The organism is Microbulbifer variabilis, from assembly GCF_052467165.1.
Map to the genome: position 1 here is coordinate 235803 of NZ_CP174301.1, position 24765 is coordinate 260567.

The 24765-nt window shown below is 45.8% G+C and carries 29 protein-coding genes; 24 read left to right on the plus strand and 5 right to left on the minus strand.

From position 1 onward, the window contains the following. The first annotated feature begins 70 nt into the window (after positions 1-70). From ACJJIP_RS01060 to parE, 6 genes are all read left to right on the plus strand, one after another. Complete coding sequence (locus ACJJIP_RS01060; protein ID WP_020414306.1) at positions 71-733, plus strand: NUDIX domain-containing protein; 663 nt, start codon at positions 71-73, stop codon at positions 731-733. An 87-nt stretch (positions 734-820) separates the two neighbouring features. Continuing rightward, on the plus strand, positions 821-1342 hold the full coding sequence (locus ACJJIP_RS01065; RefSeq protein WP_020414307.1) for a DUF1249 domain-containing protein: 522 nt from the start codon (positions 821-823) through the stop codon (positions 1340-1342). Between the two features lie 41 nt (positions 1343-1383). Further along, complete coding sequence (gene cpdA / locus ACJJIP_RS01070) at positions 1384-2208, plus strand: 3',5'-cyclic-AMP phosphodiesterase (RefSeq protein WP_245556712.1); 825 nt, start codon at positions 1384-1386, stop codon at positions 2206-2208. Between the two features lie 298 nt (positions 2209-2506). Then, on the plus strand, positions 2507-3184 hold the full coding sequence (locus ACJJIP_RS01075; RefSeq protein ID WP_444946049.1) for a hypothetical protein: 678 nt from the start codon (positions 2507-2509) through the stop codon (positions 3182-3184). Positions 3185-3260: 76 nt separating this feature from the next. Beyond that, positions 3261-3884, plus strand: coding sequence for a YqiA/YcfP family alpha/beta fold hydrolase (locus ACJJIP_RS01080; RefSeq protein ID WP_026305199.1), 624 nt, complete (start codon positions 3261-3263; stop codon positions 3882-3884). A gap of 11 nt (positions 3885-3895) precedes the next feature. Further along, positions 3896-5782, plus strand: coding sequence for a DNA topoisomerase IV subunit B (parE, locus tag ACJJIP_RS01085; RefSeq protein ID WP_020414312.1), 1887 nt, complete (start codon positions 3896-3898; stop codon positions 5780-5782). A gap of 370 nt (positions 5783-6152) precedes the next feature. On the opposite strand, the gene ACJJIP_RS01090 is transcribed toward parE, so the two are convergent. The 3 genes from ACJJIP_RS01090 to ACJJIP_RS01100 form a co-directional block, all read right to left on the minus strand. Continuing rightward, a complete protein-coding gene (locus ACJJIP_RS01090; RefSeq protein WP_020414313.1) occupies positions 6153-6398 on the minus strand; it encodes a hypothetical protein in 246 nt (81 codons plus the stop codon). A 132-nt stretch (positions 6399-6530) separates the two neighbouring features. After that, a complete protein-coding gene (locus ACJJIP_RS01095) occupies positions 6531-7037 on the minus strand; it encodes a hypothetical protein (RefSeq protein ID WP_020414314.1) in 507 nt (168 codons plus the stop codon). Positions 7038-7088: 51 nt separating this feature from the next. Next, positions 7089-7889 carry a helix-turn-helix domain-containing protein gene (locus ACJJIP_RS01100; protein WP_444946050.1) on the minus strand — a complete coding sequence of 267 codons (801 nt, stop codon included), beginning with the start codon at positions 7887-7889 and terminating at the stop codon, positions 7089-7091. Between the two features lie 320 nt (positions 7890-8209). On the opposite strand from ACJJIP_RS01100, the gene ACJJIP_RS01105 reads away from it, so the two are divergent. Further along, entirely contained in the window at positions 8210-8704 is a 495-nt protein-coding gene (locus tag ACJJIP_RS01105; RefSeq protein WP_444946051.1) for a hypothetical protein, read from the plus strand. A 54-nt stretch (positions 8705-8758) separates the two neighbouring features. Then, complete coding sequence (locus tag ACJJIP_RS01110; RefSeq protein ID WP_353375558.1) at positions 8759-9289, plus strand: hypothetical protein; 531 nt, start codon at positions 8759-8761, stop codon at positions 9287-9289. A 10-nt stretch (positions 9290-9299) separates the two neighbouring features. On the opposite strand, the gene ACJJIP_RS01115 is transcribed toward ACJJIP_RS01110, so the two are convergent. Together ACJJIP_RS01115 and ACJJIP_RS01120 are read right to left on the minus strand one after the other, a co-directional pair. Continuing rightward, complete coding sequence (locus tag ACJJIP_RS01115; protein WP_020414318.1) at positions 9300-9755, minus strand: helix-turn-helix domain-containing protein; 456 nt, start codon at positions 9753-9755, stop codon at positions 9300-9302. Next, positions 9742-10101, minus strand: a complete 360-nt coding sequence (locus ACJJIP_RS01120; RefSeq protein WP_353375559.1) for a helix-turn-helix domain-containing protein — start codon at positions 10099-10101, stop codon at positions 9742-9744. Before ACJJIP_RS01120 ends, ACJJIP_RS01115 begins: the two co-directional genes overlap by 14 nt. A gap of 1914 nt (positions 10102-12015) precedes the next feature. On the opposite strand from ACJJIP_RS01120, the gene ACJJIP_RS01125 reads away from it, so the two are divergent. The 16 genes from ACJJIP_RS01125 to ACJJIP_RS01200 all read left to right on the plus strand — a co-directional run bounded on the left by ACJJIP_RS01125 (position 12016) and on the right by ACJJIP_RS01200 (position 24763). Continuing rightward, positions 12016-12312 carry a hypothetical protein gene (locus ACJJIP_RS01125; RefSeq protein ID WP_020414322.1) on the plus strand — a complete coding sequence of 99 codons (297 nt, stop codon included), beginning with the start codon at positions 12016-12018 and terminating at the stop codon, positions 12310-12312. Continuing rightward, positions 12299-12601 carry a hypothetical protein gene (locus tag ACJJIP_RS01130; RefSeq protein WP_020414323.1) on the plus strand — a complete coding sequence of 101 codons (303 nt, stop codon included), beginning with the start codon at positions 12299-12301 and terminating at the stop codon, positions 12599-12601. The genes ACJJIP_RS01125 and ACJJIP_RS01130 overlap by 14 nt, the downstream gene beginning before the upstream one ends. After that, on the plus strand, positions 12598-13035 hold the full coding sequence (locus ACJJIP_RS01135) for a hypothetical protein (protein WP_020414324.1): 438 nt from the start codon (positions 12598-12600) through the stop codon (positions 13033-13035). The genes ACJJIP_RS01130 and ACJJIP_RS01135 overlap by 4 nt, the downstream gene beginning before the upstream one ends. Positions 13036-13216: 181 nt before the next feature. Continuing rightward, positions 13217-13789: a hypothetical protein gene (locus ACJJIP_RS01140; RefSeq protein ID WP_020414325.1), complete on the plus strand. Its 573-nt coding sequence runs from the start codon at positions 13217-13219 to the stop codon at positions 13787-13789. Continuing rightward, positions 13786-14382 (plus strand): phage baseplate assembly protein V, encoded by a 597-nt coding sequence (locus tag ACJJIP_RS01145; RefSeq protein WP_020414326.1) that lies wholly within the window; start codon positions 13786-13788, stop codon positions 14380-14382. Before ACJJIP_RS01140 ends, ACJJIP_RS01145 begins: the two co-directional genes overlap by 4 nt. Positions 14383-14390: 8 nt before the next feature. Then, positions 14391-14732 carry a GPW/gp25 family protein gene (locus tag ACJJIP_RS01150; RefSeq protein ID WP_020414327.1) on the plus strand — a complete coding sequence of 114 codons (342 nt, stop codon included), beginning with the start codon at positions 14391-14393 and terminating at the stop codon, positions 14730-14732. Further along, positions 14729-15679, plus strand: a complete 951-nt coding sequence (locus ACJJIP_RS01155; RefSeq protein WP_020414328.1) for a baseplate assembly protein — start codon at positions 14729-14731, stop codon at positions 15677-15679. The genes ACJJIP_RS01150 and ACJJIP_RS01155 overlap by 4 nt, the downstream gene beginning before the upstream one ends. A gap of 2 nt (positions 15680-15681) precedes the next feature. Beyond that, positions 15682-16044, plus strand: coding sequence for a hypothetical protein (locus ACJJIP_RS01160; RefSeq protein ID WP_020414329.1), 363 nt, complete (start codon positions 15682-15684; stop codon positions 16042-16044). Positions 16045-16057: 13 nt separating this feature from the next. Next, positions 16058-17896 (plus strand): hypothetical protein, encoded by a 1839-nt coding sequence (locus tag ACJJIP_RS01165; protein ID WP_444946052.1) that lies wholly within the window; start codon positions 16058-16060, stop codon positions 17894-17896. 258 nt (positions 17897-18154) lie between these two features. Next, entirely contained in the window at positions 18155-19960 is a 1806-nt protein-coding gene (locus ACJJIP_RS01170; RefSeq protein ID WP_444946053.1) for a collagen-like domain-containing protein, read from the plus strand. 29 nt (positions 19961-19989) lie between these two features. After that, positions 19990-20931 carry a hypothetical protein gene (locus tag ACJJIP_RS01175; RefSeq protein WP_444946054.1) on the plus strand — a complete coding sequence of 314 codons (942 nt, stop codon included), beginning with the start codon at positions 19990-19992 and terminating at the stop codon, positions 20929-20931. Positions 20932-20940: 9 nt separating this feature from the next. Further along, positions 20941-21585, plus strand: a complete 645-nt coding sequence (locus ACJJIP_RS01180) for a 2OG-Fe(II) oxygenase (RefSeq protein ID WP_444946055.1) — start codon at positions 20941-20943, stop codon at positions 21583-21585. Beyond that, complete coding sequence (locus ACJJIP_RS01185; protein ID WP_020414334.1) at positions 21572-22171, plus strand: prolyl hydroxylase family protein; 600 nt, start codon at positions 21572-21574, stop codon at positions 22169-22171. Before ACJJIP_RS01180 ends, ACJJIP_RS01185 begins: the two co-directional genes overlap by 14 nt. A gap of 13 nt (positions 22172-22184) precedes the next feature. Further along, on the plus strand, positions 22185-22733 hold the full coding sequence (locus ACJJIP_RS01190; RefSeq protein WP_020414335.1) for a phage tail protein I: 549 nt from the start codon (positions 22185-22187) through the stop codon (positions 22731-22733). Positions 22734-22811: 78 nt separating this feature from the next. Further along, entirely contained in the window at positions 22812-24119 is a 1308-nt protein-coding gene (locus tag ACJJIP_RS01195) for a phage tail-collar fiber domain-containing protein (RefSeq protein ID WP_020414336.1), read from the plus strand. A 17-nt stretch (positions 24120-24136) separates the two neighbouring features. Further along, positions 24137-24763, plus strand: coding sequence for a hypothetical protein (locus ACJJIP_RS01200; protein WP_020414337.1), 627 nt, complete (start codon positions 24137-24139; stop codon positions 24761-24763). Positions 24764-24765 lie beyond the last annotated feature (2 nt).

Below are 24765 nucleotides of genomic sequence, written 5' to 3' on the forward strand. Positions count from 1 at the left end.
GGCTCGGGTCCATATAGCCCTGTACTACCCAGAGTGCGAAAGACCTGTATCGCAAAGAGGAAGGCGAACAATGCCAAGAAAAAGTAGTCAAAACGATTTGTATCCTGAGTTTTCTGCGGATTCTGTGGAAATCCTTTCCAAGGAAACAGTGTTCAAGGGATTTTTCACCATGTTGCGCTTGAGGCTACGCCACCGGCTATTTCGCGGCGGTTGGAGCAGCACATTTCAACGCGAGGTGTTTGTCCGTGGGCCTGCTGTCGGAGTACTACTTTATGATCCAGAACGGGACCTTGTAGCATTAACTGAACAGTTTCGCGCCGGTGCTCTAGAGCGTTCAGCTGGGCCCTGGTGTCTGGAGGTGGTCGCCGGAATGGTTGAGGAGGGAGAAGATCTGCGGGATGTGGCCCAACGCGAGGTGCAGGAAGAGGCCGGTTTGAAAGTGCAGGAATTGCACTTTATCCACAGCTATATGCCCAGTGTAGGGGGCAGTTCAGAGCGATTACACCTTTACTGTGGGCTAGTGGACTTGAGTTCTGCAGAGGGGTACTTTGGCCTGGAAGATGAGAATGAAGATATACACCTAAGGGTGTTTACCCGGGATCTGATTCTTAGGACTTTGGGTGGGGACTATGCTCCAGGGGAGAACCCTATCGATAATGCACCCACTATCATTTGCATGCAGTGGCTGGAGTTAAACCGGGAAAAACTAGTAAAGATGACGCTAACTGCCTGACCGGTCATTATGCCTTGCACTCTGTTACCTGCTGTAAGGGCAAACTGAGATCTGAGTCACGGCGGCAATAGAATCGGAGTGTTGATAATGGCTGTACTGGGCGAGGCACAGGCGCGACAGCGCAAACGGCAACAATTGTCGCCAAATGGCAATGAAAGTGCAGTGTATAGAGTCGATCTGCCGTCATATCATGCCGACTGCGATGCAAACTACCTGCGTCTGATCAAATTGCTGCCACAGCTTTCAGAGAGGGAGTTGTGGCGCTATCAATTGCCCGGAGGCACTCTGATACTGGGAGTGAAGGCGCGATCTAGGTACACGACGGAAGTGTCCCTGAGCGCGGAGGTAAGCCTCAGTAAGTGCCGCTGGCTGGAACCCCCGGACTTAACTGTGCGTCTTTATCACGATGCGTGCATGGCGGAGGTAATCACAGCCAATGGTCGCGGGCCGGTGGGTGGTAAAGGAGTTGATACCGCTTACCCGAATCCCCGTATGCAACGCGCAGATGAGAGACCTCAGGCGAACCGTTATCTCGGCGAATGGCTTGAGTACTGTCTCGCAAATGGTCGCGCAGAATTTGATCTGGTGCTGGATGGCCGGAGATTTTGATTCTGCAGTAGAGCACATGGATGTGAACACAAGGTGAGCAAGTGATTCGCGAACACAATAAGTCGAAGTCTCCCCCTGGGGCGACATCGCACCGTTTGATCCAGATCACAGATCCACATATCGGCAGCAGGCCCGATTATCAATTGCTGGGTCTGGATACCGGCCACACACTCGACGAGGTTTTGGCGACAGTTATCGCCAAACAACCCCGTGCTCAAGCCCTGGTTGCCACCGGTGATATCAGTGCGAACGGCTCGGAGGCCTCCTATTGTCGCTTTTTGCAAAAAATTCGCACCATTCCTATTCCCTGGTACTGGCTTCCCGGCAATCATGATGTGAGTGCACGTATGCGGCAGTTGGCTCCCAATCGGAGCACGGATTTGATCGCACTGGGTAATTGGCGATTATTACTGCTGGATACCAGTGTGGAGGGCCAGATATGTGGTGGACTGGGTGAGGCACAACTGGAACGCCTTCAACTGCTACTATGGGAAACTCGAGAGCATCCGGTGATGATTATGATGCACCACCAGCCTGTTCCTGTGGGCAGTAAATGGATTGATGGCCATATGCTTCGTGCGGGGCGTGACCAACTTTTACAGATGGTGGATCAAGCACCTCAAGTTAAAGCCTTGGTGTGGGGCCATGTACACCAGCAATTTGACAGCAACCGAGGACAGATCGGCTTGCACGCAACGCCGTCTACTTCGGTACAGTTCACCCCTGGCAGCGGCCCTTTCGCGGTAGATGACGAAATGCCTGGCTATCGTTGGTTTGAGCTGCACAATGATGGCACCTACACCACTGGCGTGGAGCGCGTGGCCATCTCTAAATATTATGTGGATCTTGCCTCTTCAGGTTATTGATTTGCATCAACCCGGTACCAATTAGCTGTAGCGGGTTGCCTGTCTTCTGTCTCTTGATTGTTGAATAGTACAAAACCATTCTTAACGAACTAACTACTATCTTTCCTCACCGGTCGCCGTACAATGAAATTCCCTGGATTGGGCGCAAGTCCAATCATTGGTATAGGGATTGATCGGCGAAAATCAGAGCTATAAAAGTGTGACGCTGCAATGAGCAGCCTAAAAAGTGTGGTAATTGATCGCTGTGTTCGAGCTCCATTCGCCGGGTTGATAACATCGGGAAGTCAGGAGTTTAGAAATGCAAAAATTATTACTTAGCTCAATGTTGGGTACAGTATTAATAGTTACAGCCTGTACCCAGCAACCAATACAGGTTACATCTGCTGAAGGTAGCTCTGTTCAGGTACAGCAGGATGGTTTGGAGCCTCGTCCCAGCCATTTGGATGAGGTATCAGCAGCTTTTGCTTTGGATCTCAGTGGCGCAAAGGTTTATGTCGGCCCTGTACAAATTGAATACAGCAAGCGTTTTTCCACTTTGCCACGCAGTAATTATCGCGAGAAGGACTATGAGCTGGACCAACGGGATCTGCAGCGCCTTAATAACCTGTTGGCACAAACTTTCTCGGATAAGTTTCTTAGTGCGCGCAATGGTGTGCTGGTTTCTGAGCAGTCAGAGGCCGATTACACCCTGGCAATGTCACTGGAAAAATTTTCAGTGGCTGCTCCATTGGACCCCTCACCCTGGGCGTGGCGTGTGTACACTGAACAGAGTGCCTATGGTGTACTGGTAGGAACTCTCTACGACCGCGATGGCAATGCGGTGATGCGCTTTCGCGACCGGCGGGATATTGGAGAAAACTTTGGTACGAACGGGCCGGGGGGGCGGCTTGAGCGCTTTACAAGCGTAACTTTTTGGGCTGATATGCGTGTAGATATGCGCCGGGCCTTTGCCAGCCTCGATAAGGCTCTACTGTAGATAATGTGAAATATTCGGCGGGTAGGTATGGAGCTTACGCTCCCACAGGCTCTCAAGGGCGCTATAATCCCCGCCTATGCAAACACAAGACTCCAAGGGAAGGCCGCTGCTGATTTACTTGCACGGCTTTCTATCGTCCCCGCAATCTTTTAAGTGTCAGTTGATGCGCGAACAGCTCGGTGCTGATCATCCGAGCATTATTTTCTGTGCGCCACAAATCTCTCCTTATCCGGCAATTGCACAGCAATCCCTGGTTAGCTTATTAAAGGGTTTCCTGAAGTCTGCTGATTGTGGCCCTATTGGGTTGGTGGGAAGTTCTATGGGAGGGTTTTGGTGCACCTATCTGGGAGAGCGCTTTAACCTGCCAGCAGCACTTATCAACCCTGCAGTACGACCGTCCCGCTTTATGCCCGCCTATATTGGGCAGGTATTACGGCCTTATAGTGGTGAACAGCGAGACTATCGCCTTGGTAGGGGGGACGTAGATACTTTGGAGCATTTGGAAGCTGAGCTGCCCAGCCCTTTGAGCAGTCGCTATTGGCTTTTAGCCCAGCGAGGTGATGAAACACTCGATTACCGTGATGCAGAGGACTTTTATCGGGGCCAGCGTCAAACTATCGAAGACGGTGGTGATCACAGCTTTCAGGGGTTCGCACGATATTGCGATCCTATAGTTGAATTTTTATTTAATCAGCAGTAATTAATTAAATTATGGCCAATTATTCCGCCGAAGATATTGAGGTTCTCACAGGGCTGGATCCGGTGCGCAAACGCCCCGGTATGTATACAGATACTACCCGCCCCAACCACTTGGCCCAAGAAGTCATCGATAATAGTGTCGATGAAGCCCTCGCAGGTCATGCCAATAAAATCGAAATCGTCTTACACAAAGACCAATCGATCTCTGTTAGTGATAACGGGCGTGGCATGCCCGTGGATATTCACCCCGAGCAGGGGCGTCCAGGTGTTGAAGTAATTTTGTCCACCTTGCATGCTGGAGGTAAGTTTTCCAATAAAAACTACCAGTTTTCTGGCGGTTTGCATGGTGTGGGTGTGTCCGTGGTCAACGCCCTGTCGAAGGTGCTTGAAGTGACTATCCAGCGGGATGGTAAAGTACATCGAATCGGTTTCAAGGATGGAGAAAAAGCCTCTGATCTTGAAGTGGTCGGTGACTGCCCCAAGCGTACTACCGGAACCAGCGTTCGTTTTTTGCCAGACCCGCAGTATTTTGATTCCGCAAAATTTTCCGTGGTGCGCCTACGCCACCTGCTACGTGCCAAAGCTGTGCTCTGTCCTGGGCTCACCGTTACCTTTATCAATGAGCAGGACGGGGAGTCGGACGAATGGTACTACGAAGATGGACTAAAAGATTATCTTGCTGCGGCTAACCAAGGATGGGAAATTCTGCCTGCAGAACCTTTTGTCGGTAGTTTTGCTGCATCTACAGAAGCTGCAGACTGGGCAGTACAGTGGTTACCTGAAGGTGGAGAAATTACTGCAGAGTCCTATGTAAACCTGATTCCCACCGCTCAGGGTGGCACTCATGTGAATGGGCTGCGAGCAGGTTTGCTGGATGCCATGCGGGAGTATTGTGAAATCCGCAACTTGTTACCTCGCGGTATTAAGTTGGGTCCTGAGGATATTTGGGGCCAATGTTCCTACGTACTTTCTGCCAAGCTGGCTGACCCTCAGTTTTCAGGTCAGACCAAAGAGCGGCTGTCCTCTCGCGAAGCTACTGCGTTTATCTCCGGTGTGGCTAAGGATGCCTTTAGCCTATGGTTGAACCAGCACACGGAAGAGGGCGATAAACTCGCTGAAGTATGCATCAGCAATGCGCAAAAACGTATGCGCTCCGCCAAAAAAGTTGCACGTAAAAAAGTAACCCAGGGACCTGCACTGCCCGGCAAATTAGCAGACTGCTCCAGTGCCGATACCTCCCGCAGTGAACTCTTCCTGGTCGAGGGGGACTCTGCGGGTGGCTCCGCCAAGCAGGCTCGTGACCGTGAGTTTCAGGCTATCATGCCCTTGCGCGGAAAAATTCTGAATACTTGGGAGGTTGATTCAGCAGAAATCCTGGGCAGCCAAGAAGTGCATGATATTGCTGTAGCCTTGGGAGTAGATCCCGGTAGCGATAACCTTGAAGGTTTGCGCTATAACAAAATTTGTATTCTTGCAGATGCCGATTCAGATGGATTACATATTGCTACTCTGCTTTGTGCCCTATTCCTGAGACACTTCCGCCCGCTTGTGACCAATGGCCATGTGTATGTAGCAATGCCGCCATTATTTCGTATCGATATTGGCAAAGATGTCTATTACGCGCTGGATGAATCAGAAAAACAGGGCATTCTCGATCGAATCAGTGCAGAGAAGAAAAAGGGCAAGATCCAGGTTACTCGCTTTAAAGGCCTAGGTGAAATGAATCCTATGCAGCTGCGTGAAACCACAATGGATCCCAATACCCGTCGCCTGGTACAGCTTTATATAGATGCCGGTGATGACAGCAATCAGTTGTTGGATATGTTACTTGCCAAAAAGCGTGCGGGTGATCGTAAGCAGTGGCTGGAGAGTAAAGGGAACCTTGCCGAGGTCGGTTAATTTTTTAGGTTGTAGCAATAATTTATTGGAGTGCAGGAACATCTTATAAATTTGGGGGGAAAGCATTAAACTAACGTATATTGTCTGAGCAAGGAAGCTCTAAATATCTCATGAAGGGAATATCCCTGCTCGTAAATTAAAAGGATCTGTCATTAATAGTACCATTTCATTTAAATACGATGAATAGTAGGATATCTATCTTTACGTTAGTTCTTCATTCATGCGATCGCCTCCATTTTTACTTTTAAATTTAGTTGCCTTGATCAGCTGAGTAAAACGCTTATTTTCAAGAGACAAATTTCCAGCTTTTGCTTAATTTGATCCATCTAAGTTATGTACTTGATAAGTGCTTCCTGGCCTTTTTTTATTTTTACTTGGGGGTAGCCAAATATTGATCGCAGTCCCTTTCCTTGAGTTCACCATCAACCACATTGTAGATGGTGAGCTCATCGGTTACTTTGTCAAAGATTTGAACCCAGCTAGCAAAGAAATTTTCCTTGGCAATTTCCTCTGCTCTTTTCCGTGCCTCTTCTTTATTTGGGTGAGACTCTTTAAAATCTTTTGCTCCACCCATCTGCAGATTATAGCTGCCGTAAAAAATTGCAAATCTGTCCATTATTCTTTTGTCTCCTAACAAGTTTATTTTTTTTAAAAATTGGTTAAATCCATATTGGTTTTCATCGTAAATAAGGGAAATTCAATATAGATGGGAATTTATGACAAATATTGTTTCCATATCTCGGTCCCCTCAATAGGTCCATAGCCAGGGGCGCGGGCGCCCAGGGAAATCAGTGTTCCCTCCAATATGAATAAAGCGCCCTGTGTATGGTCCGCGCTGATTGGGACAAATAGCAGTAAAAGGGCGCGGCATGCCTCTTTGGCTATGCCACCAATTGTAAATGTGCAGTGCCTCAATCAAATCATGGGCATTAGCACCATATATTCTTACATCTACACCCACGCCACTGGGATGATCGCCGTGAATATATGGTTTTCCATCTCGCTTGGCTTGCTCACGCTTGCGCAACTCTACAGGGTGGCGACTGCAACGGTAGCCGCTGGAAATTGGCATTGAGCGACAGTACACTTTCTCACGTACCCGATTTAGATGCTGCATAAATTCATGATTCATGTTCTGTGCATTGCCCACACAAGTATCGCCCTGGTGGCGCTCTGTTATGCAGTTGTTACAGCGACATTGCAGTTCTTTATAAGAAAAATAATTTCTATTGGCTGGAGTTAAAAAATCAAGCATTGTGGAGGCTCAAAAGCTTAGTAATGGTGGTTGAATAAATAATTTTCATACCTACCATTGGTCATTGAGCATGTCGGCGATGGGGATATCACGAGAGCGGCGGTTGCTGCTTGATGTACGAGGGGACATCTTTGACTGCATAGGTACGAGCCACTCCAATTCCAGTCCGTACCAGCCACGATCGGGAATCTTTTGTAGGGCTTCATTGGCTGTTATACCTGCGATCTGGGGTGCTTGCAGAGCAGTTTTTATCAGTCGATTAAATGCGCCTTGGGTTAGTGGTTTTTTCTGTTTCTCTCGGTGATCTATAACTTCCCGAGCAATTTCTGGATCAATAGAATCAGGCAAGTTATCAAGGATAATTCCTCTGTGTCGATTTATATACTTTATAGATTTATTATTTTTTACATTATTGGGGCTAACAGTAACCCCACTTGACGCGTTTTTCCGGTGTTCCTGGTACTCGGTGCTCCTAGTTTGGGAACTCAATGAACCTGGCTCACTCTGCACCCAGTGCTTTGGAACCCCAGTTAATGCACCTAGTTTCTCCTCGCTCTCGTCGTTGCATAGTCCTTCGGGTTGAACCAAATACGCCCGTACTTTGCGTCTTTTATTATCTGCGCCATACCCCACGTGTAAGGGCATTTCTACTAGGCGACCCGTGGCACATAACCGAGCTACTGTGCGCTTTATAGTGGCTTTGGATAATGAAGTTCGACGGGCAACAGTTTCTTTACTCGGCCAGGAGCAACCCTTTTCATTGGCGTAGCTACCATAAGCTAGAAGAACAAATTTTTCGGTACTATTTAGATTTTCGAGCTTCCAGACTCGCGTCATTAGTTCTAAACTCACAGTCCCTTTCCCTTAGGTATCGCTTGTGGATTAAAAAACAATACTCCACATGTGGTGCTTGTTGCAACCTGTCTAACCTGCTATATGGATATTATTTCACCAAAATTTGATAAATTTATTTCTTTCATTGTGTAATTTTAGGCTTAATTGCCTGATTTTTATTCTGACAATTTATAGTGACACTTATGGTATGATCATTTCTCAGTACAAAAGGCCCACTATCAATCGACTTTGGGCGGTTTGGAAAAGAAAAGTCACGCTACAGAAGACGGGTCAAAGATTACTTCGCAAGTGATACTTGCAGTACTAAGGAAATACACTTGAGCAAAAAGAAGTCATTAGGTACTGCCGGGAGTAGCGCGCGCCTGCATCGACTGTTGGATGCAAAAGGCTTCGCACCAGACGGTAAGGGGCGTGTAGCCGCCTTTTCGAGGGAGTTTCGGGTAAATACGGCTAACGCGACCAGATGGCTTAATGACGATAAAGTACCTCGTGATATGACAGAATTGAAACGAATCTCTGATGCTCTGGGTACAGATCCATTTTGGTGGGCAATAGGTAAAGGAGAAGAGGAGTCCTCTGTGCAAGAGGTATTCGATATTTCACTTTTTGGCCGGTGTGCAAATGCACTTCTAAAACGATTGGCAGACCTGATGGATAGACCGCTGGATCTTGAAGGAGAGGCTTTGAACTGCGGTTATATCGAGCTTTACGAGTATGCATGTAGTAATAGCGGAAACATTGATCCGGACCATGTATCACTTACAGCTGTCAACGTATTAGCAGTACATAGAAAACAATTGAGTGCGCAATGACAGGGTAGATAGCCATAAGGTTTTTACCCAACTCAACAATAGGTAGAGGGGAAAATGGTTGATAAATACTTAGTGGCTACAGAGGGATGTAGTGAGCGTTTGAATCTCTTACTAGATAAAGCTGGCTTTCCTCCTGAAGGATCGGGACGTAGCGCGGAATTTTCACGCAGATTTGGAGTAAGTAAGGCAAATACCACCCGCTGGCTCAGTCAGGATATTCTCCCCCGCGACCTCAAGGAAATGGATGATATCGCCGAAGCTTTGGGTTCAGATGCTATTTGGTGGGCCTATGCTGCCGATCGTAATTCTCTATGCTCCGATCTCCCCCCCCCAAAAACTGTCAAAGACTTTGTACTCGCTGGCCAATGTGTTAACGAAGTAGTGTGTTATTTGGATGAGGCCTTGGGGGGGGATGTAGATATCGCTGTAGATGATGAAATCCTTACACGTTCCTACAGCGAACTTTATGCCGATGCCAAGAAGAACAAAGGCAAAATTAGCAAGGACCTAGTAGCACGCGCAGCCGTAAGGGTACTGGTTGAGATGCATCGCAGGGAGCGACAAGACAAGATGAATATACTGTAGCTAGTAGCCCTTACTCTGATTTTAATAATGCTTGTAAGCGTCGCTGATCTCTTGCTATAGCTATCTCGGCTGGAGCTCCACCACGCTTTAGGTGCAACTGATATAGATCTGCCACTAATTCCCCTACTGCTCCCTGAGTCTGAATGTCCAGTGCGCGTAGACGATATAGTAGACGCTGCCAGGTGCGCGCTAACTTCGCCTCACCAGAAAGCGGTTGCCCGACTAAGGTTACCCCATAAACTAAGAGGTTGGCATCAAGCCCATATAAGCGCCCGAGCTGCTGTAAATCCGCTCCATTGGCTAGGTATTCACTGCGCTCTAAACGTTTGTAACTCGATAGACTCATCCCCAAAGCCCGTGCCGTAGCGGTGATTCCCTGCCCGGCATCCAAGCGCAGAGATTTCGCTATCGCTGCCAACATTTCCATATAGTCCCGCTCTTCCCTGGTGGGTTCACGGCTGGGCATTACGTCCCGCGGTGATGTTGAACACAAATTTTTCTACAGCCTCCATTTCATCCAGGTCTAGCAGGCTTAGGTGTTGTTGGAATTGCGGGCTGGCTTCGATGCCTAATAATGGCACTTTCTCCATACCGACCAGCCAGCTATTGGGGCTCAAATTGTAGCCGCCCAGTAAAGGCAATAGTTCTCCAGGAGCCAACCTGCCATTGCCTCTCTCTATACGCTGCAAGCGCTCTGCGCTGATACCCGAGATCGCAGCCATTTTTACTAGACTCAAACCCAGCGCTCGACGCTGTTGAGCCAAGCGCAACCCTGGGCTCAACTCAAGCCAGTTAGTGGGTAAGCGATTCACCACCATTCTCCTTAAAAGCATTTATACGATAGTGCAACTTTCATGAAATCGTATCTATGTCGAATCTATTTTAATAAACCGGTTCAAGTCTGACCCATCAGGGATTTTTACGATAGACCTCAATAGGTATATTGTTCTCTTGTTTGTTGTATTACGACAATAAAGTGAGAGGATTGTCATGGAAGCTAGAAAAATAACCCAATTTCAGGAAAAAAATGGGGGTATAAACACTAAAAATCGAGCTGCGCGAGTAGCTGCCAGAGTAACAGCAAAAATTGCTCTAGCTAAGGGCGCCACTATGACACAAGCCCTTTCTATTCAACGGCAGCTATTCGAAGCACTGTCTGAGGATACCTACAAAGCTGAGGTTAAAACAAAGGGCACCTTACATTGTATTGCATCCGTACGTGCAGATCTTTGTAGAAAATGCGAGGCATGTACATTAAAGCTTAACTGTACCCGATGACAAAGTTAGATAGAGTAAAACAAATCAAATTACCTTAAAGCATTACCTTTTCTCGACTTCAGGTTGTTGCGATATATTTAGCCTTAATTAATCTAAATAAAACGCTTCAACCTATTAGGTCCTATTTTATCTCGTATTATGGCGAAATATCTTGTAAAAAATTTCTGAGCAATTTAGTGCAAATATTACTGAAATAATTATTTGTCGTCGCTTTGTGACTTGTGCAAGAGAATTGTCAAATTCGAGGTAATAGTTATGGTGGGATATCCAGATATTCAAGACTCCTTCGGAAATTTATAAGCAATGAGGGATTGAGGAGGAATAAACAATGGCGCACAGCTATCGGAAACTTAACCGGTGCGAGCACTAAACGACCTAAAGTGTTTGGCAGGTATAGAGCGAAGCCGTGACGCACTTTTTTGAGGTCTAAATTTCTGGGCACAAGAAGTTTCTAGCCTAGCGAGCTATGGAGGAATTTAGTGGTGAGGACTCATTCTAGCACTTATTAGTTTTTCGTAAGTTAGGCTTAAGCTATCAAGCTAGCTTCAGTTTTTGAACTCTTCTTACTGCAATGCCTGCTTACATATTGATTAGTGTGAAGAATTTATTGGCTGTTAATCTATTGTTCCTTCCATATTCTATAAGTGAGGTCTGAATTAAAAGGGTCATGTGTTTGGTGATTACGGATTTTTTCGCTAAAGTATCCGTATCGTGGGCAAGGTAAGCTCGTGAATAACAGGCCAGAGCTGTAAAATTTAATTTTGCGGCTATTGGCTTGATATCTATATGGTGCAATTTTTTCATCTATATCCTCTGAAGAAAATGGAAGTTATTGAGGGGTATTCATAAGAGTCGTATTGCATTCTTAGGTAGAGTTATACACTGCAATATAGATATAATCTTTGAGGTTTATTAAAAGGGTCATGTATTTTGCAGTTACGGATTTGTTTGCTAAAGTTTCTGCATTGTGGGCGAAGTAAGCCCATAAAGGTGAGGGTAGGAAAATGAGATGTGACGATAGCTGCTGCGGCTGTTAATCGATTGCGTCACAAATTCTCAGATTTTTTTGGTTTTCCAAAAATGTTAATTAATTATGCTTGATTGATAGCTGCCACCAGTGCTGCTTTGGTGGCAGTTGGCTTGATAGTTTGAATTTTCTGTCTATATGCTCTGAGGAGAATGACAGGTATTGAAGTATGCTTTTGTGGTCGTTATTGCGTGCCTAAATTGTTTATTAGTCCATAGTCAAATTACAGGCCCGATTTAAAAGGGTCATATATTTGGTGATTACAGATTTTTTCGATAAGGTTTCTGTAGTGTGGGTAAGGTAAGACCAGCAGAAGCTAAGACAGTAAATTTAATTTCGATTAATATTTTTCGAAGTCGTTTAATCTGAATATTGAGAAAGCTCCAGAAATTCTGGGGCTTTTTTGTATCCTGGGGAATTTATGAGTTGTGATCAACCTCAAGCGATCGACCGTGATACACCGGTGGCTATTGGTTTGGTAATTATGCTATGTGGGGCAGTTTTTTCTTTTGGAATGTTTTGGAGCAAATGGCAAGCATTAGAGCACAACCACAAGAATGATATTGCACGCCTGGATGAGGCTAATCGTCGCCTGGAAGAGAAAACTGACCGTAAATTTGAGAATTTACAGAATAGTATTGATCAAGTGGGAGCTGATGTGAACCAAGTTAAGAATTTCTTAATGCGAAATCCTGTACACAAATATGAACAAAACTGAAAAGAGCCCCCTTACCTTAGAGTCTATAGGTTCATCAGAAGTACTTGTATTAGTGGTGCCAACAAAAGAATTTATGATAGCAGTATCTACTAATAGCGAAACTATGACAGTCTGGCAATGTAATGGCGGAGGGCTATTTAAGCCACTAAAGGAATATCCATATATAGAGACAACTAATGCCGGATTCTTAACTCTAAACGAAGTTTATGATAAAGCGGCGGAAGCAGCTTATCAATATTTATCTCGAGAGCCATGCTTGTGGGGAATTAAATTGGGGCTTAAATCATGAGTTTATGGAAGAGATTATGGGATACTAGCGATGTTATCGAACAGAGTGTCGATGCCGTAATTAGAACCGGTGATGCTTTAGTTTATACTGAAGAGGAAAAAGCTGATTTCAAAGCAAGAGTATTAGATTGGATGCTGAAGTGGCAGCAGGTAACTGCTGGCCAGAACCTTACCCGGCGTTTATTAGCGTTATCAATTACGTTTATTTGGCTGCTAGAAAGTCTCGTAGCTTTGATATTGTGTGTGTGGTCAGCATTTGAGCCTTATAGTCAAAGTTTCGCTAATGCTGCTGAAATTACTTTTTCAGCAGCCTCGAAAATGGGATTACCGGTAGGAGTAATTCTTACTTTTTATTTTGCTCCGAATAAAATCAGCGAAGCGATAGCTCGCTATCATATGGCCCGTTCTCCTTCGGGTTTATCTAAAGATAGCTAAATTTATTTAGTGGCCGAAAAATTTTAGATTCAAAAGTTTTAAATTCCTTTGGGTTGTGTTGCTCAAATTTATTTATTTTTTTTGGGTTTTTAAAATTTCAGTGGTTCAGATTTAGTTTTTGAATTTCACATTGGATCTAATTTTTATTTGCTCCTTGAGGTCGGATAAGAGATGCACATTTATGACCAGTATTAACACTATATCTGACAATATTTTACTTAAATTACAAAGTATTCCCGGCATAATTAAATGTGAAGAAATAATAAAGGAACTTCAGGTAGGTAGTAGTGAGATTCCTGATAGCACTCCAGCCTTACTGTTAAGACTCGTTTCTAGTGAACCAATAGCTGCTTTTAATAATGGCGTGCAGCCGCTTTCAGTAGAATGGGAAATTATAGTCATTGTAGGCAATCTGACTACTTTGGTGGCTAATAACCGAGCAGCTCGAGATCTTGCGGTTTCAACAGTCCTAGTATTTGAGCAGCACTTGACCGATTCACAAGCCAAGTTAATTGAAAAGTCTGGACGTTTGAATTTCCAAGGGCTTCAGCCTTTGCAGCTTAATGAAACTGGTGACGGTGTTCTTGCTGCTTACACCTTAAGGTTTACTCAGAAAATATGGGTCGGAGAAGACCGGCGACATGATCTTACGCCAATACCTAAGCCGGTAGAAGTTCATGTGGGTTATGAACCAAAAGTTGGCTTAAAGCATCGCGATGACTATACCAAAATTGGTGAGGTGGGCGAGGCATGAACTCAGAAGTAGTAACTGCACTTCTACAGCAGCTTGGTGAGTTACAGCGTCGGGTCGACAATATAGTACGTCTCGGTACTGTGGAGGAGGTGGACTATGACACAGCCTGCGCTCGCGTGCGCTTAGGAGAAAACCTAACAACCTGGTTACGTTGGTTTGCCCCAGCGGCTGGGACTAATGATACCGAGTGGCGTCCACCGAGTATTGGTGAACAGGTTGCAGTATTAAGCCCTAGTGGAGAGCTACGTGCAGGTGTGATTTTACCAGCGATCTATAGCGATAAAGCACCAGCTAATGGCGATACTGCCGACCTTTTTCGCCGCACATTCGCCAATGGTGACATGATTGAGTATCAAAATGGTAATACCCAGTTGAAAGTGGCGGGCTCGATTGTTGCTGAGGCTGAGAATATAAGTTTAAAAGCGAAAAATATTAACTTAGAGAGCGAAAGTCTCAGGCTAGAAGGGACTGAAATTCAAATGAAAGGAAAGGTTGAGCATACCGGTGATGACCTTAGCAGTAATGGCATCAGCCTACCCAAGCATACACATATAGTGAAATCGGTGGGTAGCCCCACTGAGAAACCACAATAGGGGGAAGCGTGCAGCGATACGGTATGGATAGTAGTAGTGGTATGGCTATCACAGAGCTGGAGCACTTGCGTCAGTCAATCACCGACATTCTCACTACTCCAGTAGGGTCTAGATTAATGCGTCGGAACTATGGTGCAAAAATTTTCCATTCCTTGGATGCACCATTAACTCGCTCCACCATAGTGGATATCTACTCCAATGCAGCAGAGGCTTTAAGCCTTTGGGAACCTCGCTTTCAGAGTACAGAAATGCAGGTAGTACGTATGGAGAGCAGCGGTATAACTATGAAACTGTCCGGCTATATGGTGGACAGCGGCGAGTTTATAACTCTGGAGAATATAAAAATATGACAACAGAAAGTGCAGTGGACATCAGTCGCTTACCAGCACCAAATATAGTGGAAACTCTAGATTTTGAAAGTATCTATGGCGAAATGGTAGCTCTGCTTGATGGTGCCTCCCCTCTATTACTTGATGAAATGGGGCAGGTGATTAAGCCACAAACAGTGAGGGCAGATCTAGTTACTGATGATGGAGCACCTTACTTCAAAATCCCAGCGGATTCTCTGATGAATCTTAGTTATGTACAAATGGAAAGCGAGCCTTTAGCTCGATTATTACAAGTAGCTGCCTACCGAGAGATGCTCACTCGTCAGCGAGTCAATGATGCGGCTCGGGGCGTCATGGTTGCTTTTGCGGTTGATGGAGATTTGGATCGGCTGGGAGAGAATAACAAGACTCGCCGGCTAGAAGGTGAGGATGACACCCGCTACCGCGGGCGAATTCCTCTTGCCTTCGAGGGCCTCACCACTGCTGGTCCTAAAGGCTCCTATAAGAGCCATGCGCTTGCAGCTGACCCCCGCGTAAAAGATGCATTGGCAAGCAGTCCTAGTGATGGAGTGGTACATGTGGTTATCCTCAGCACTGAGGGTAATGGCTCGGCTTCACCGGATTTACTTGAAGCTGTGAATAATGCCTTATCAGAAAAGTCCATACGTCCTCTAACTGATAAGGTAGAGATAATAGAGCCTGAAATTAAACAGTACTCTATTAGTGCAACTCTGACTCCAATGCCAGGACCTGTGGATGAAGCGTTATATCAACGTGCTGAAGAGGCCGCAATTGCTTATGCAAAGAAACGCCATGGTTTGGGCCTTACTGTAGCCAGATCGGGGTTATCCAAAGTATTGCATCAAGAGGGTATAGAAAGAGTGCAATTGCACGAACCAGAATTCGATATCCTCAATGAACCACATCAGACCGCGTGGTGTGCAGGTATTGAAATTATACGGGGGTAAATATGTACGGCTCTAATTACAATATTGAACTGGAGCAAGGGGCTGGCTATGGCTTGCTAATGACTATTGAAGCTCCACCAGGAACACCTCGTAACTTGACTGGCTACACGGCACGTCTACAAATACGTGATAACCATGATGATAAAACACTACTGCTATCTTTAGACAATTTAGATGGGCTGAAGGTGGGAGGCGACAGCGGTGACCCAAATAATGGCCAGCTAAAAATTGAAATACCGGGTCTCGTAACCGCTGGTTTTACCTGGCGCGATGCTATCTACGATCTGTTTCTAAATCCCAGTAGTGATAGTGCTGAGCGCTTGATATATGGCAGTGTCTCTGTGGCGCCGCGCGTTACTGTCTAGCTATGAGAAAACTATGAGCGAAATTACCCAGACATTAACTCTGGCACAGAGTGGTGTAGCGGGCCCATCCGGCCCAACAGGCCCTCAAGGTGCAACAATGCATTGGGGCAGTGGTATACCTGCCACGGGCCTCGGTAACAACGGCGACCAATATCTCGACTATGATAGTGCCGACTTATATGGAAAAAGTGATAATAGCTGGGCAAAGCTGCGCAACCTCCGTGGCCCTCAAGGGCCAAAGGGAGATAAGGGGGATAAGGGCAATCAAGGTATCCAGGGAGTTCAGGGTGAACAGGGCCTAGGTATTTTTGCTAGTAATGGTGTACCTACAGATAACCTGGGCCGAAATGGAGAGCATTATGTGGAGCTGGATAGCCCAAGTAAAACCCTTTACCAAAAGAGTGCTGGTAATTGGTCTGTAATCGGTAACTTAGCTGGTCCAAAGGGTGATACTGGCCGAGGTATTTCCGATATGGAAGTATTATCAGATGGCACCTTGCGAGTTTCATACACTGATGGTACGAATCAAGATACTGGCTCTTTTCCGATAGAGGGTTTGGGACGGCGTGTAGCACTATCACAAAATCCAGGAGCTGATAATTCAAATTACTGGGCCAAAGTCGCAACGTTAAGAACTACGACAGGTACAGCTGATGCTGGGCTGGTTTTAGCTCTAGTTTGTGGGGATCAAGCAGTACATGGCGCGGCCGTGATCACTGTAAAGTTTCGTGAGGGAGCCAGCCCCGATACTTTGGCGGCAGAGTCTGGGGTATATATTGCTGCAAATCATGGTGAAATTTTTGCAGATGATTCGTTTAAATTGATATCTAATGGATATGGTCAGCCTGTAGAACTCTGGGTGAGAAAGAAGCATTCTTTTGTATCTTTGAGTGTTCACGAAGTGGCTGCCGCACTTAATGAAGTGACGGTTACTTATCATAACGATTTTAGCTGGCAGGCAGAGGAGCCTAGTGCAGCTTATGTCAAACAATCTATCGGGCTAGTTTATGGAAAAAATAGGAAGATTTATCATGAGGAGCACAAGCCTACTCCAGCAGAAATCGGTGCGATAAAAACCGGTGGCACGGTTTCAGTCAGCGGTAATGCCAGTGGCTCAGCAAGTTTTGATGCAAATGGCGATCTCTCGCTGAATCTGAATGTTAGTTATTCTACCAGCGCAAATAGCGCTACCAGCGCTACTAGTGCCGGGAATGCGGACACCGTAGATAATTTACACGGTTCACAGCTTATTCGTTCCGATACTGATGATAATGTAACAGGACATACCGAATGGCAGGACCTCAAAGAGGTTCGTTGGGGCAACAGTGCGGATATGCGCATGATGCATAGCGGAAGCCACGGTTATTTAAGTCTACATACTGGTGACTTATATATTCGCTCAGGCACCACAACGAAATATTTGTTCGATGTTTCCAGTGGTAACTTCCATGCTGATGGCCATGTGTATTGGCAGTCTAGTTCGGTTGGATCGGACCCAATCCTTAAAACCAATGTACGCACGATTGACAAGCCAATTTCCAGATTGAAAAAACTTAATGGTGTTCTTTTCGATTGGAAAGATAGTGGTCGTGGTTCTGGCGGTTTGATGAGCCCGGATATTCGTAGGGCACTACCACGTACCGTTTACAAATCCAAATTTAAGAAGAATGGTAAGCGATATGATCAGGCCGATTATAATGCCGTCATTGGTTTGTTGGTTGAGGTGTGTAAAGACTTGGAGAATAGATTGCAGCGGCAGAGTGATGACTTTAAAGCTATCAAGGACCAAGGTAAAACTGTTAATAAACTCCAGCATATGATGAAAAGTCTTCAAAGCCGGATTGAAAACTAGTATTAACTATGCCGTTATACCTAGCGAAAGTTAAGTTAGCAGTGCTAATTTTTAGCTAGACAAAAATAAAAATCTCAAGACTTTAGTCGTGAGGGTATTGCTCCTTGTTATGCACACTTAGCCCTTGCGAGGCTGATAATTGCTTGGCCTGCAGCCCTCTACAACTTCTCTTTAAAACCCAAAACTGATAGTGCAAATGCCTGATATATGGCTGCGTCACTGTGACGCCGCACGTCACTGTTTAACCATTAGAAAATTATGAGCGAAATCACCCAGACATTAACTCTGGCGCAGAGCGGTGTAGCGGGCCCATCCGGCCCAACTGGCCCTCAAGGCGCAACAATTCATTGGGGTAGTGGTATACCTGCTGCGGGCCTCGGTAACAATGGCGATCAATACTTGGACTATGATAGTGCCGACCTGTATGGAAAAAGTGATAACAGTTGGGCGAAGTTGCGTAATCTACGGGGCCCCCAAGGCCCAAAAGGAGATAAGGGCGATAAGGGTAACCAGGGTATACAAGGAATTCAGGGCGAACAAGGCCTGGGTATTTTCGCTGGTAATGGTATACCTGCAGACAGCCTGGGCCGAAATGGCGAGTATTATGTGGAGCTGGATAGCCCAAATAAAACTCTTTATCAAAAGAGTGTTGGTAGTTGGTCCATAATTGGTAACTTGGCTGGTCCCAAGGGCGATACTGGCCGCGGTATTTCCAGTATGGAAGTATTAGTTGATGGCACCTTGCGAATTACCTATACCGATGGAGTAAAAGAAAACACCGGCCCCTTTCCAGTAGAGGGCTTGGGGAGGCGGGTTTGCAATTTAAAGAATGCGGGAATGAGCAGTGCAAATTATTGGGCGAAAATTGCTACATTCAATATGCCCAATTCTGATTATGCCAATGCCACATTGATTTTATTATTGACAACTAATGGTTCATCTATTCGTGGTCATACAATGGTGAGTGTCCATGTCGTTCAGCAGACCGCACCAAATACCCTAGTGTCCGATAGCGGTATCTCCTATGCATTTAACCATAGTGGAGCTTTTAAAGATGACGCTTTTCGGCTGATTAGTGCGGGGTATGGTCAGCCGGTTGAGCTGTGGGTACAGAAGGCTGTTGATCACTTCGGAGTAAGTGTATTCGAAATTGGCGCGACGAAATCTAATGGCGTATCTACTACCTACAATGATGAGGCCGTTTGGCAGGCTGCGGAACCTAGCGCAGCTTATATAAAACAATCTGGCGGATTGACTTATGGCGATAATAAAAAAATCTATCATGAAGGGCAAAAGCCTACCCCAGCAGAAATCGGTGCGATAAAAACCGGTGGTACTGTTTCAGTCAGCGGTAATGCCAGTGGCTCAGCAAGTTTTGATGCAAACGGCGACCTCTCGCTGAATCTGAATGTTAGTTATGCCACTAGTGCCAATAGTGCTACCAGTGCTACTAGTGCCGGGAATGCGGACACCGTAGATAATTTACACGGTTCACAGCTTATTCGTTCCGATACTGATGATAATGTAACAGGACATACCGAATGGCAGGACCTCAAAGAGGTTCGTTGGGGTAACAGTGCGGATATGCGTATGATGCATAGCGGAAGCCACGGTTATTTGAGTCTACATACTGGTGACTTATATATTCGCTCAGGCACCACAACGAAATATTTGTTCGATGTTTCCAATGGTAATTTCCATGCTGATGGCCATGTGTATTGGCAGTCTAGTTCAGTTGGATCAGACCCAATTCTTAAAACCAATGTACGCACGATTGACAAGCCAATTTCCAGATTGAAAAAACTTAATGGCGTTCTTTTCGATTGGAAAGACAGTGGTCGTGGTTCTGGCGGTTTGATGAGCCCCGATATTCGTAAAGCACTACCAGGTACTGTTTACAAATCGAAGTTCAGGAAGCATGGTAAGCGATATGATCAGGCCGATTATAACGTTGTGACGGGATTACTCGTTGAAGTATGTAAAGACCAGGAAGTACGACTTGAACAGCAGGCTGAGATCATTAAAGAATGTAGTAAAACGATAAAAGAGCTGCAGAAAAATTAGCGAGATCAAACTAAATAGCGGGGATAATTATGGCAACTATGCCCAGTAGCGGCCAGGCTAGTAGTGCCAATCTACAAAGTGTATTTGGACAGAGTGGTGCCGGTAATACTTCACAATTTTATCGAGGCGGTAGTTTTGTACCGAATATTTCACAAAATAATAATATTCCGACTTCAGGTGCTGCTGATAGTGCAGATTTCTATAGTGCTACCGATTATGTAGCTATGGGTACACCATCTTTATCTGGTACCACAGTCAAGCAAAATGCCGGTACGGGTTCAGTAAGTTGCAGTACTACATTGACATGTAGCCAACCGAGCAATGGCACTGGGAATTTTATTTACACTTGGCAAAAGGTCAGTGGTACCACTTTGTCAGTTTCCGCTAATGGAAGGAGCGTGACTCTTAGCCGCTCGGATACAGGAGAAATAACAACCAGCCAATACCGTTGCAAGGTGACCGATGGTATAGGTACTGTCTACAGTAATACGGTTACGATAACCTTTCACCATTACCAGTTTCTCCCAGGTAATCTACCAAGTAGTTTTTCAGCGTCAGCGGGCTCACCGACTAACGCGGTAGCACGTTTAGAAATTGCCCGCAACGGATACATATATTTGGAAAGTCAGTCTAGTTCTCCCGTTAGTCAGGGAGCCTGGATTAAGCCTGCTAGTAGCACTGTAGGTGATAAATTCCAGATGCGCTTCGATAATGCCAGTGTATCCGGCGACAATTCCGATATTTCTGGTGCTTCGCCGTCAGTAGGTTCTGTGGGGACTATTAATGGTACTCGCTATGCATACCGCAATCGAACCAGTAATGGATCCTACACATGCGGAGTGCGGGTACGTATAAAATTAATTGGTGGTAGTTACCTATTTGATGACGTTATTGGCCTGAAAGCTACAAAATATTCTACAGTTGGTATGGGTATGGGTATAGGCGTAGGTATGGGAATACATATTCCGTAGGAGAACTCGATGGAAATAGAACGTACTACGGATCCCCGAATTATTTATGTCCACGATGTGTTTAAAAAAACTGAATGCGAGCAGATTATCCAGCTAGCTGAATCAGTAAAATTTAACACGCCCGGCCGGGTAGTAATGGGGAACTGCGTGGGAAATGTAGTGGTCCCCAGTAGTCGCCGCTGTCATGAGATCTGGCTTAGTCAGCATTCTGAGCTGACCGATTTGGAAAAAAAACTGGAAGTTCTCTACCAAGATATTGCCGAATTATATCGAAAAAATGTAGCGAATGTAGAGGCTTACTTAGTGGCCGAGCCTGCGCGTATAGTACGCTATAGGCCAACCGGATTTTTTCGGTTGCATTCTGACTTACGCCATTGCCGACCAGGTGAATGGCGTCAATTAACTATGGTCATTAATCTAAATCACACTTATGGTGGGCAGCTGTTTTTCCCTCAGCAGAATGTCTGCTGTAATACAAATCCCGGGAGCGCGGTAGTATTTCCAGTATCTGATAATTACCTCCATGAGGCATTCCCGCCGGAAAATGATAATAAGTATATTTTGTTAAATTGGCTCTCTGCTTGTGAGGATATTCTTGCGGATAAGGCTGAACTAATAGGCATAAAAAAGGGAGAATCCCATGCTGCCGCATGAGTTAGCCTGCTTTAACCAGGGAGCTCTACCTCCAGCAATATGTGCAGAAATTATTGAGGCTGCTGAGAAACATGGTCGGTGGCTACGATCGGGTCAAGTTGGTTATACATCAGATAATTTTGTCGGTGATTCACGAACCAGTTCAGAAACTTGGGTTGAGCGCTATGAGCCACTACTTTGGGTAAGGGATCAATTGATAGCGGCTGCTACACGTACTTTAGATAAATACTTAGGAAGTGGAGGACCTCAGCGTTACTTCTATGAGTCTCGTGTAATTCGTTACCAAATGGGTGAATACCTACGGGCTCACGAGGATAATCCTCGTCCGCTGAGTTTTCATGAAAATCCTGATCATGGGGCTCGTGCGGGGCACTATTACCTTGGGTGGCGCAAAGTATTCACCCTGGTCTTTTATTTGAACGACAACTATTCAGGTGGACAGCTAAAATTTTTGCAAAGTGGTCAAAATATCGCTCCGACTACTGGAGATTTGTTGCTGTTTCCACCCTCGGAGCTACATGAATCTTTACCAGTGTTAGAGGGTACAAAATATATTGTGACCAACGCGCTTTTTTATGCTGACTAATGGAGGGTAAATCTTGAATAACACTTTATTGCCACCCAATGCGAGCCAGTTGGAGCTAGCTGTAGAGTCTGTTATTGCTACCAGACTCAATGCAATACCGGTAAACATTACAGAACTCTATGACCCAGATAAATGTCCACCAACGTTCCTACCTTTTTTAGCCTGGCAACATAGTGTGGATACATGGAATGATAGTTGGCCTACCGCTACCAAACGTGCCGTAATTCGCTCAGCGTTTACTACACATACAACAAAAGGTACTCGATCTGCAGTAGAAACTGCAGCTGCAGCTTTTGGTGGAGATGTAGCAATTGTTGAGTGGTTTCAAACTGATCCTCCAGGTAAGCCTCATACTTTTGATCTGGTACTAAATGCTGTGGATGCATTTGGTAAGCCAGTGAGTGCTGAATTTCAGAAAGATATTGTGAAAGCGGTAACATATGTTAAACCGCTTCGTTCCCATTTCACTATGCGACTGGGGACACAGGCAAGTGCTACGACTTTATCTGTAGGTTTAGCGCGAGCTGCTGTATTTGACCGATTGCGGTTTACCGCGACCTAAACACTTTTCCCATAAATCTGCCCGCGAGTCACTCGGTATTTTTTGGCTGAGTGGCTCGCCCGTGCATGGAGTAAACCCGTGACACTCGCGCTAGTACTTACCACTGCAGGCCAGAAGGCCATTGTGGATGAGAATAACGCCGGTACTTTACCGGTAAAACTGTCAAAGATTGCCCTGGGTACAGGGCGCTGGAACCCGGATGCCAGTGCTACAGGGTTGCAACAAGAATTTAAAAGACTGCCTACCATATCCGGTAACGTAGAAGTTGCCAATGATATGCTGCATATCACCTTAAAAGATGAGAGCAGTGATATCTATGATGTTAATGAGTTTGGCTTGTATACCGATACGGGAATACTTTATGCCGTATATTCGGTAGGCCCTGGAGCCGACCCGGTAGGGAATAAAGGAGCCAATTCAACTTACTTGTTATCCCTAGATATCAAACTATCTGGTAGTAACGCGGATAATATTTCCGTTGGAGATACAGGCTTTAGCAACCCAACAGCTACCACAGAACGTGCGGGCGTTATTCCTATTGCGACTCAAGCCGAAGTTAATATAGGGAGCGTTGATGATAAAGTGGTAACGCCAAAAACGCTCCATCAGCGCTTGTCGGTATTGGCTCTTTCCAGCCACAGTCATGTTTATGCAACTACGAATCGAGATGGTTTTACCCGTTTGGCTACCCAGGAGGCTGTGGATGATGGAAATAGCTCAACACTCGTAGTTACTCCAAAGACACTGCAGAATAAACTCAATGATAATAAACCAGTAGCAGCTGGTACTAGCCAGAGCGGAATCGTAGCGCTGGCCAGTCAGAGTGAAGTTGACATTGGCAATGAAAAGAAAAAGGCCGTCACTCCAGAAACATTAAAGGGATATATCAATAAGCAATTTCCTGGTCAGTTAATTTATATCTGGGGTGGGGAGATCCAAGATTTGCCAGCTGGATACAAGCTATGTAATGGCAGTAACGGTACACGTGATTTGCGTAACCGATTTGTACTTGGCGCTGGAGACAATTATTCAGTTGGGGCGACTGGTGGTGCCACATCAGCAAGGACAAGTAAGAATGGTGCCCACTCCCACGCGATAACAGTTAATAACCACACATTGACCTTATCACAAATTCCTAGCCACCGGCACCATCATGATCTAGGTGCCTACACGAACGGAAGTACCGGAACATACCAGCAAAGATGGATACTTAAGTGGGATGGAGGTACTTGGGATAACGGGCTCAATACTTATACCCGCTACAGTGGTGGTGGTGGTGCACATAACCACACGGCAAGCGCCTCTACTCATGATGGCCATGAGCACACTGTGGCGATTTTACCTCCTTATTATGCGCTGGCCTATGTACAGCGTATAGCACCATAAATCTAGAGGCAAAGATAATGCAACTGACGATTATGGCTACCGAGAGCTTAGTTACAGTGGATGGTAACACTGTGGAAATGGACTTGGCTGACTACGATATTCTCGATGCAGTGCACGCAGTACAGTTCGATGGCGTAGAGGGAGAGATTGAATGGCAAGACCCCATTCGCCCTAATGATGTAATTTTAACTCTCGATGATTTTCAGCAGGTAATTGCTGACCATGCCACTCTGTGGGCAGAGCTGCAGGTTGATACCCGTAGCGAGGAACAGAGACGTGCTGATGCTTTAATCAGCATTGATCACTTTGCCGGCCAAGTACGTGCTCAACTCTTAGGGCCCGGTGAATTTATGCATGAAGAACGTCGCCGAGCTTATGAAGTAGCAATAGCTTATGAGGTTGATGGATTTCCTGGCCCCACCCCTCTAGCTGTACAAGTACAAATGGATACTTCTGGACAAACTGCTGTAGAAGCAGTGGCAGAAATTAAATTTCAACATAGTGTCTGGCTCGAGGCACTCGACCAAATCCGCGATCTCCGCCTACGTGGTAAGGCTCAGATTTTGGAGCTTGCGGAGGGCTCAGACTATGGGGCCCAAGCGCAACAAACTATTGATGAACTGGCGGCACTGGCTATCAGCTGATG

Coding starts and splice junctions, on each gene's coding strand:
- ACJJIP_RS01075 (WP_444946049.1), top strand. CDS start 2,507: ATGCAAAAATTATTACTTAGCTCAATGTTGGGTACAGTATTAATAGTT.
- ACJJIP_RS01060 (WP_020414306.1), top strand. CDS start 71: ATGCCAAGAAAAAGTAGTCAAAACGATTTGTATCCTGAGTTTTCTGCG.
- ACJJIP_RS01115 (WP_020414318.1), bottom strand. CDS start 9,755: ATGCCCAGCCGTGAACCCACCAGGGAAGAGCGGGACTATATGGAAATG.
- ACJJIP_RS01065 (WP_020414307.1), top strand. CDS start 821: ATGGCTGTACTGGGCGAGGCACAGGCGCGACAGCGCAAACGGCAACAA.
- ACJJIP_RS01145 (WP_020414326.1), top strand. CDS start 13,786: ATGAACTCAGAAGTAGTAACTGCACTTCTACAGCAGCTTGGTGAGTTA.
- ACJJIP_RS01160 (WP_020414329.1), top strand. CDS start 15,682: ATGTACGGCTCTAATTACAATATTGAACTGGAGCAAGGGGCTGGCTAT.
- ACJJIP_RS01110 (WP_353375558.1), top strand. CDS start 8,759: ATGGTTGATAAATACTTAGTGGCTACAGAGGGATGTAGTGAGCGTTTG.
- ACJJIP_RS01135 (WP_020414324.1), top strand. CDS start 12,598: ATGAGTTTATGGAAGAGATTATGGGATACTAGCGATGTTATCGAACAG.
- ACJJIP_RS01180 (WP_444946055.1), top strand. CDS start 20,941: ATGGAAATAGAACGTACTACGGATCCCCGAATTATTTATGTCCACGAT.
- parE (WP_020414312.1), top strand. CDS start 3,896: ATGGCCAATTATTCCGCCGAAGATATTGAGGTTCTCACAGGGCTGGAT.
- ACJJIP_RS01140 (WP_020414325.1), top strand. CDS start 13,217: ATGACCAGTATTAACACTATATCTGACAATATTTTACTTAAATTACAA.
- ACJJIP_RS01130 (WP_020414323.1), top strand. CDS start 12,299: ATGAACAAAACTGAAAAGAGCCCCCTTACCTTAGAGTCTATAGGTTCA.
- ACJJIP_RS01165 (WP_444946052.1), top strand. CDS start 16,058: ATGAGCGAAATTACCCAGACATTAACTCTGGCACAGAGTGGTGTAGCG.
- ACJJIP_RS01080 (WP_026305199.1), top strand. CDS start 3,261: ATGCAAACACAAGACTCCAAGGGAAGGCCGCTGCTGATTTACTTGCAC.
- ACJJIP_RS01170 (WP_444946053.1), top strand. CDS start 18,155: ATGAGCGAAATCACCCAGACATTAACTCTGGCGCAGAGCGGTGTAGCG.
- ACJJIP_RS01095 (WP_020414314.1), bottom strand. CDS start 7,037: ATGCTTGATTTTTTAACTCCAGCCAATAGAAATTATTTTTCTTATAAA.
- ACJJIP_RS01125 (WP_020414322.1), top strand. CDS start 12,016: ATGAGTTGTGATCAACCTCAAGCGATCGACCGTGATACACCGGTGGCT.
- ACJJIP_RS01155 (WP_020414328.1), top strand. CDS start 14,729: ATGACAACAGAAAGTGCAGTGGACATCAGTCGCTTACCAGCACCAAAT.
- ACJJIP_RS01185 (WP_020414334.1), top strand. CDS start 21,572: ATGCTGCCGCATGAGTTAGCCTGCTTTAACCAGGGAGCTCTACCTCCA.
- ACJJIP_RS01175 (WP_444946054.1), top strand. CDS start 19,990: ATGGCAACTATGCCCAGTAGCGGCCAGGCTAGTAGTGCCAATCTACAA.
- ACJJIP_RS01200 (WP_020414337.1), top strand. CDS start 24,137: ATGCAACTGACGATTATGGCTACCGAGAGCTTAGTTACAGTGGATGGT.
- ACJJIP_RS01090 (WP_020414313.1), bottom strand. CDS start 6,398: ATGGACAGATTTGCAATTTTTTACGGCAGCTATAATCTGCAGATGGGT.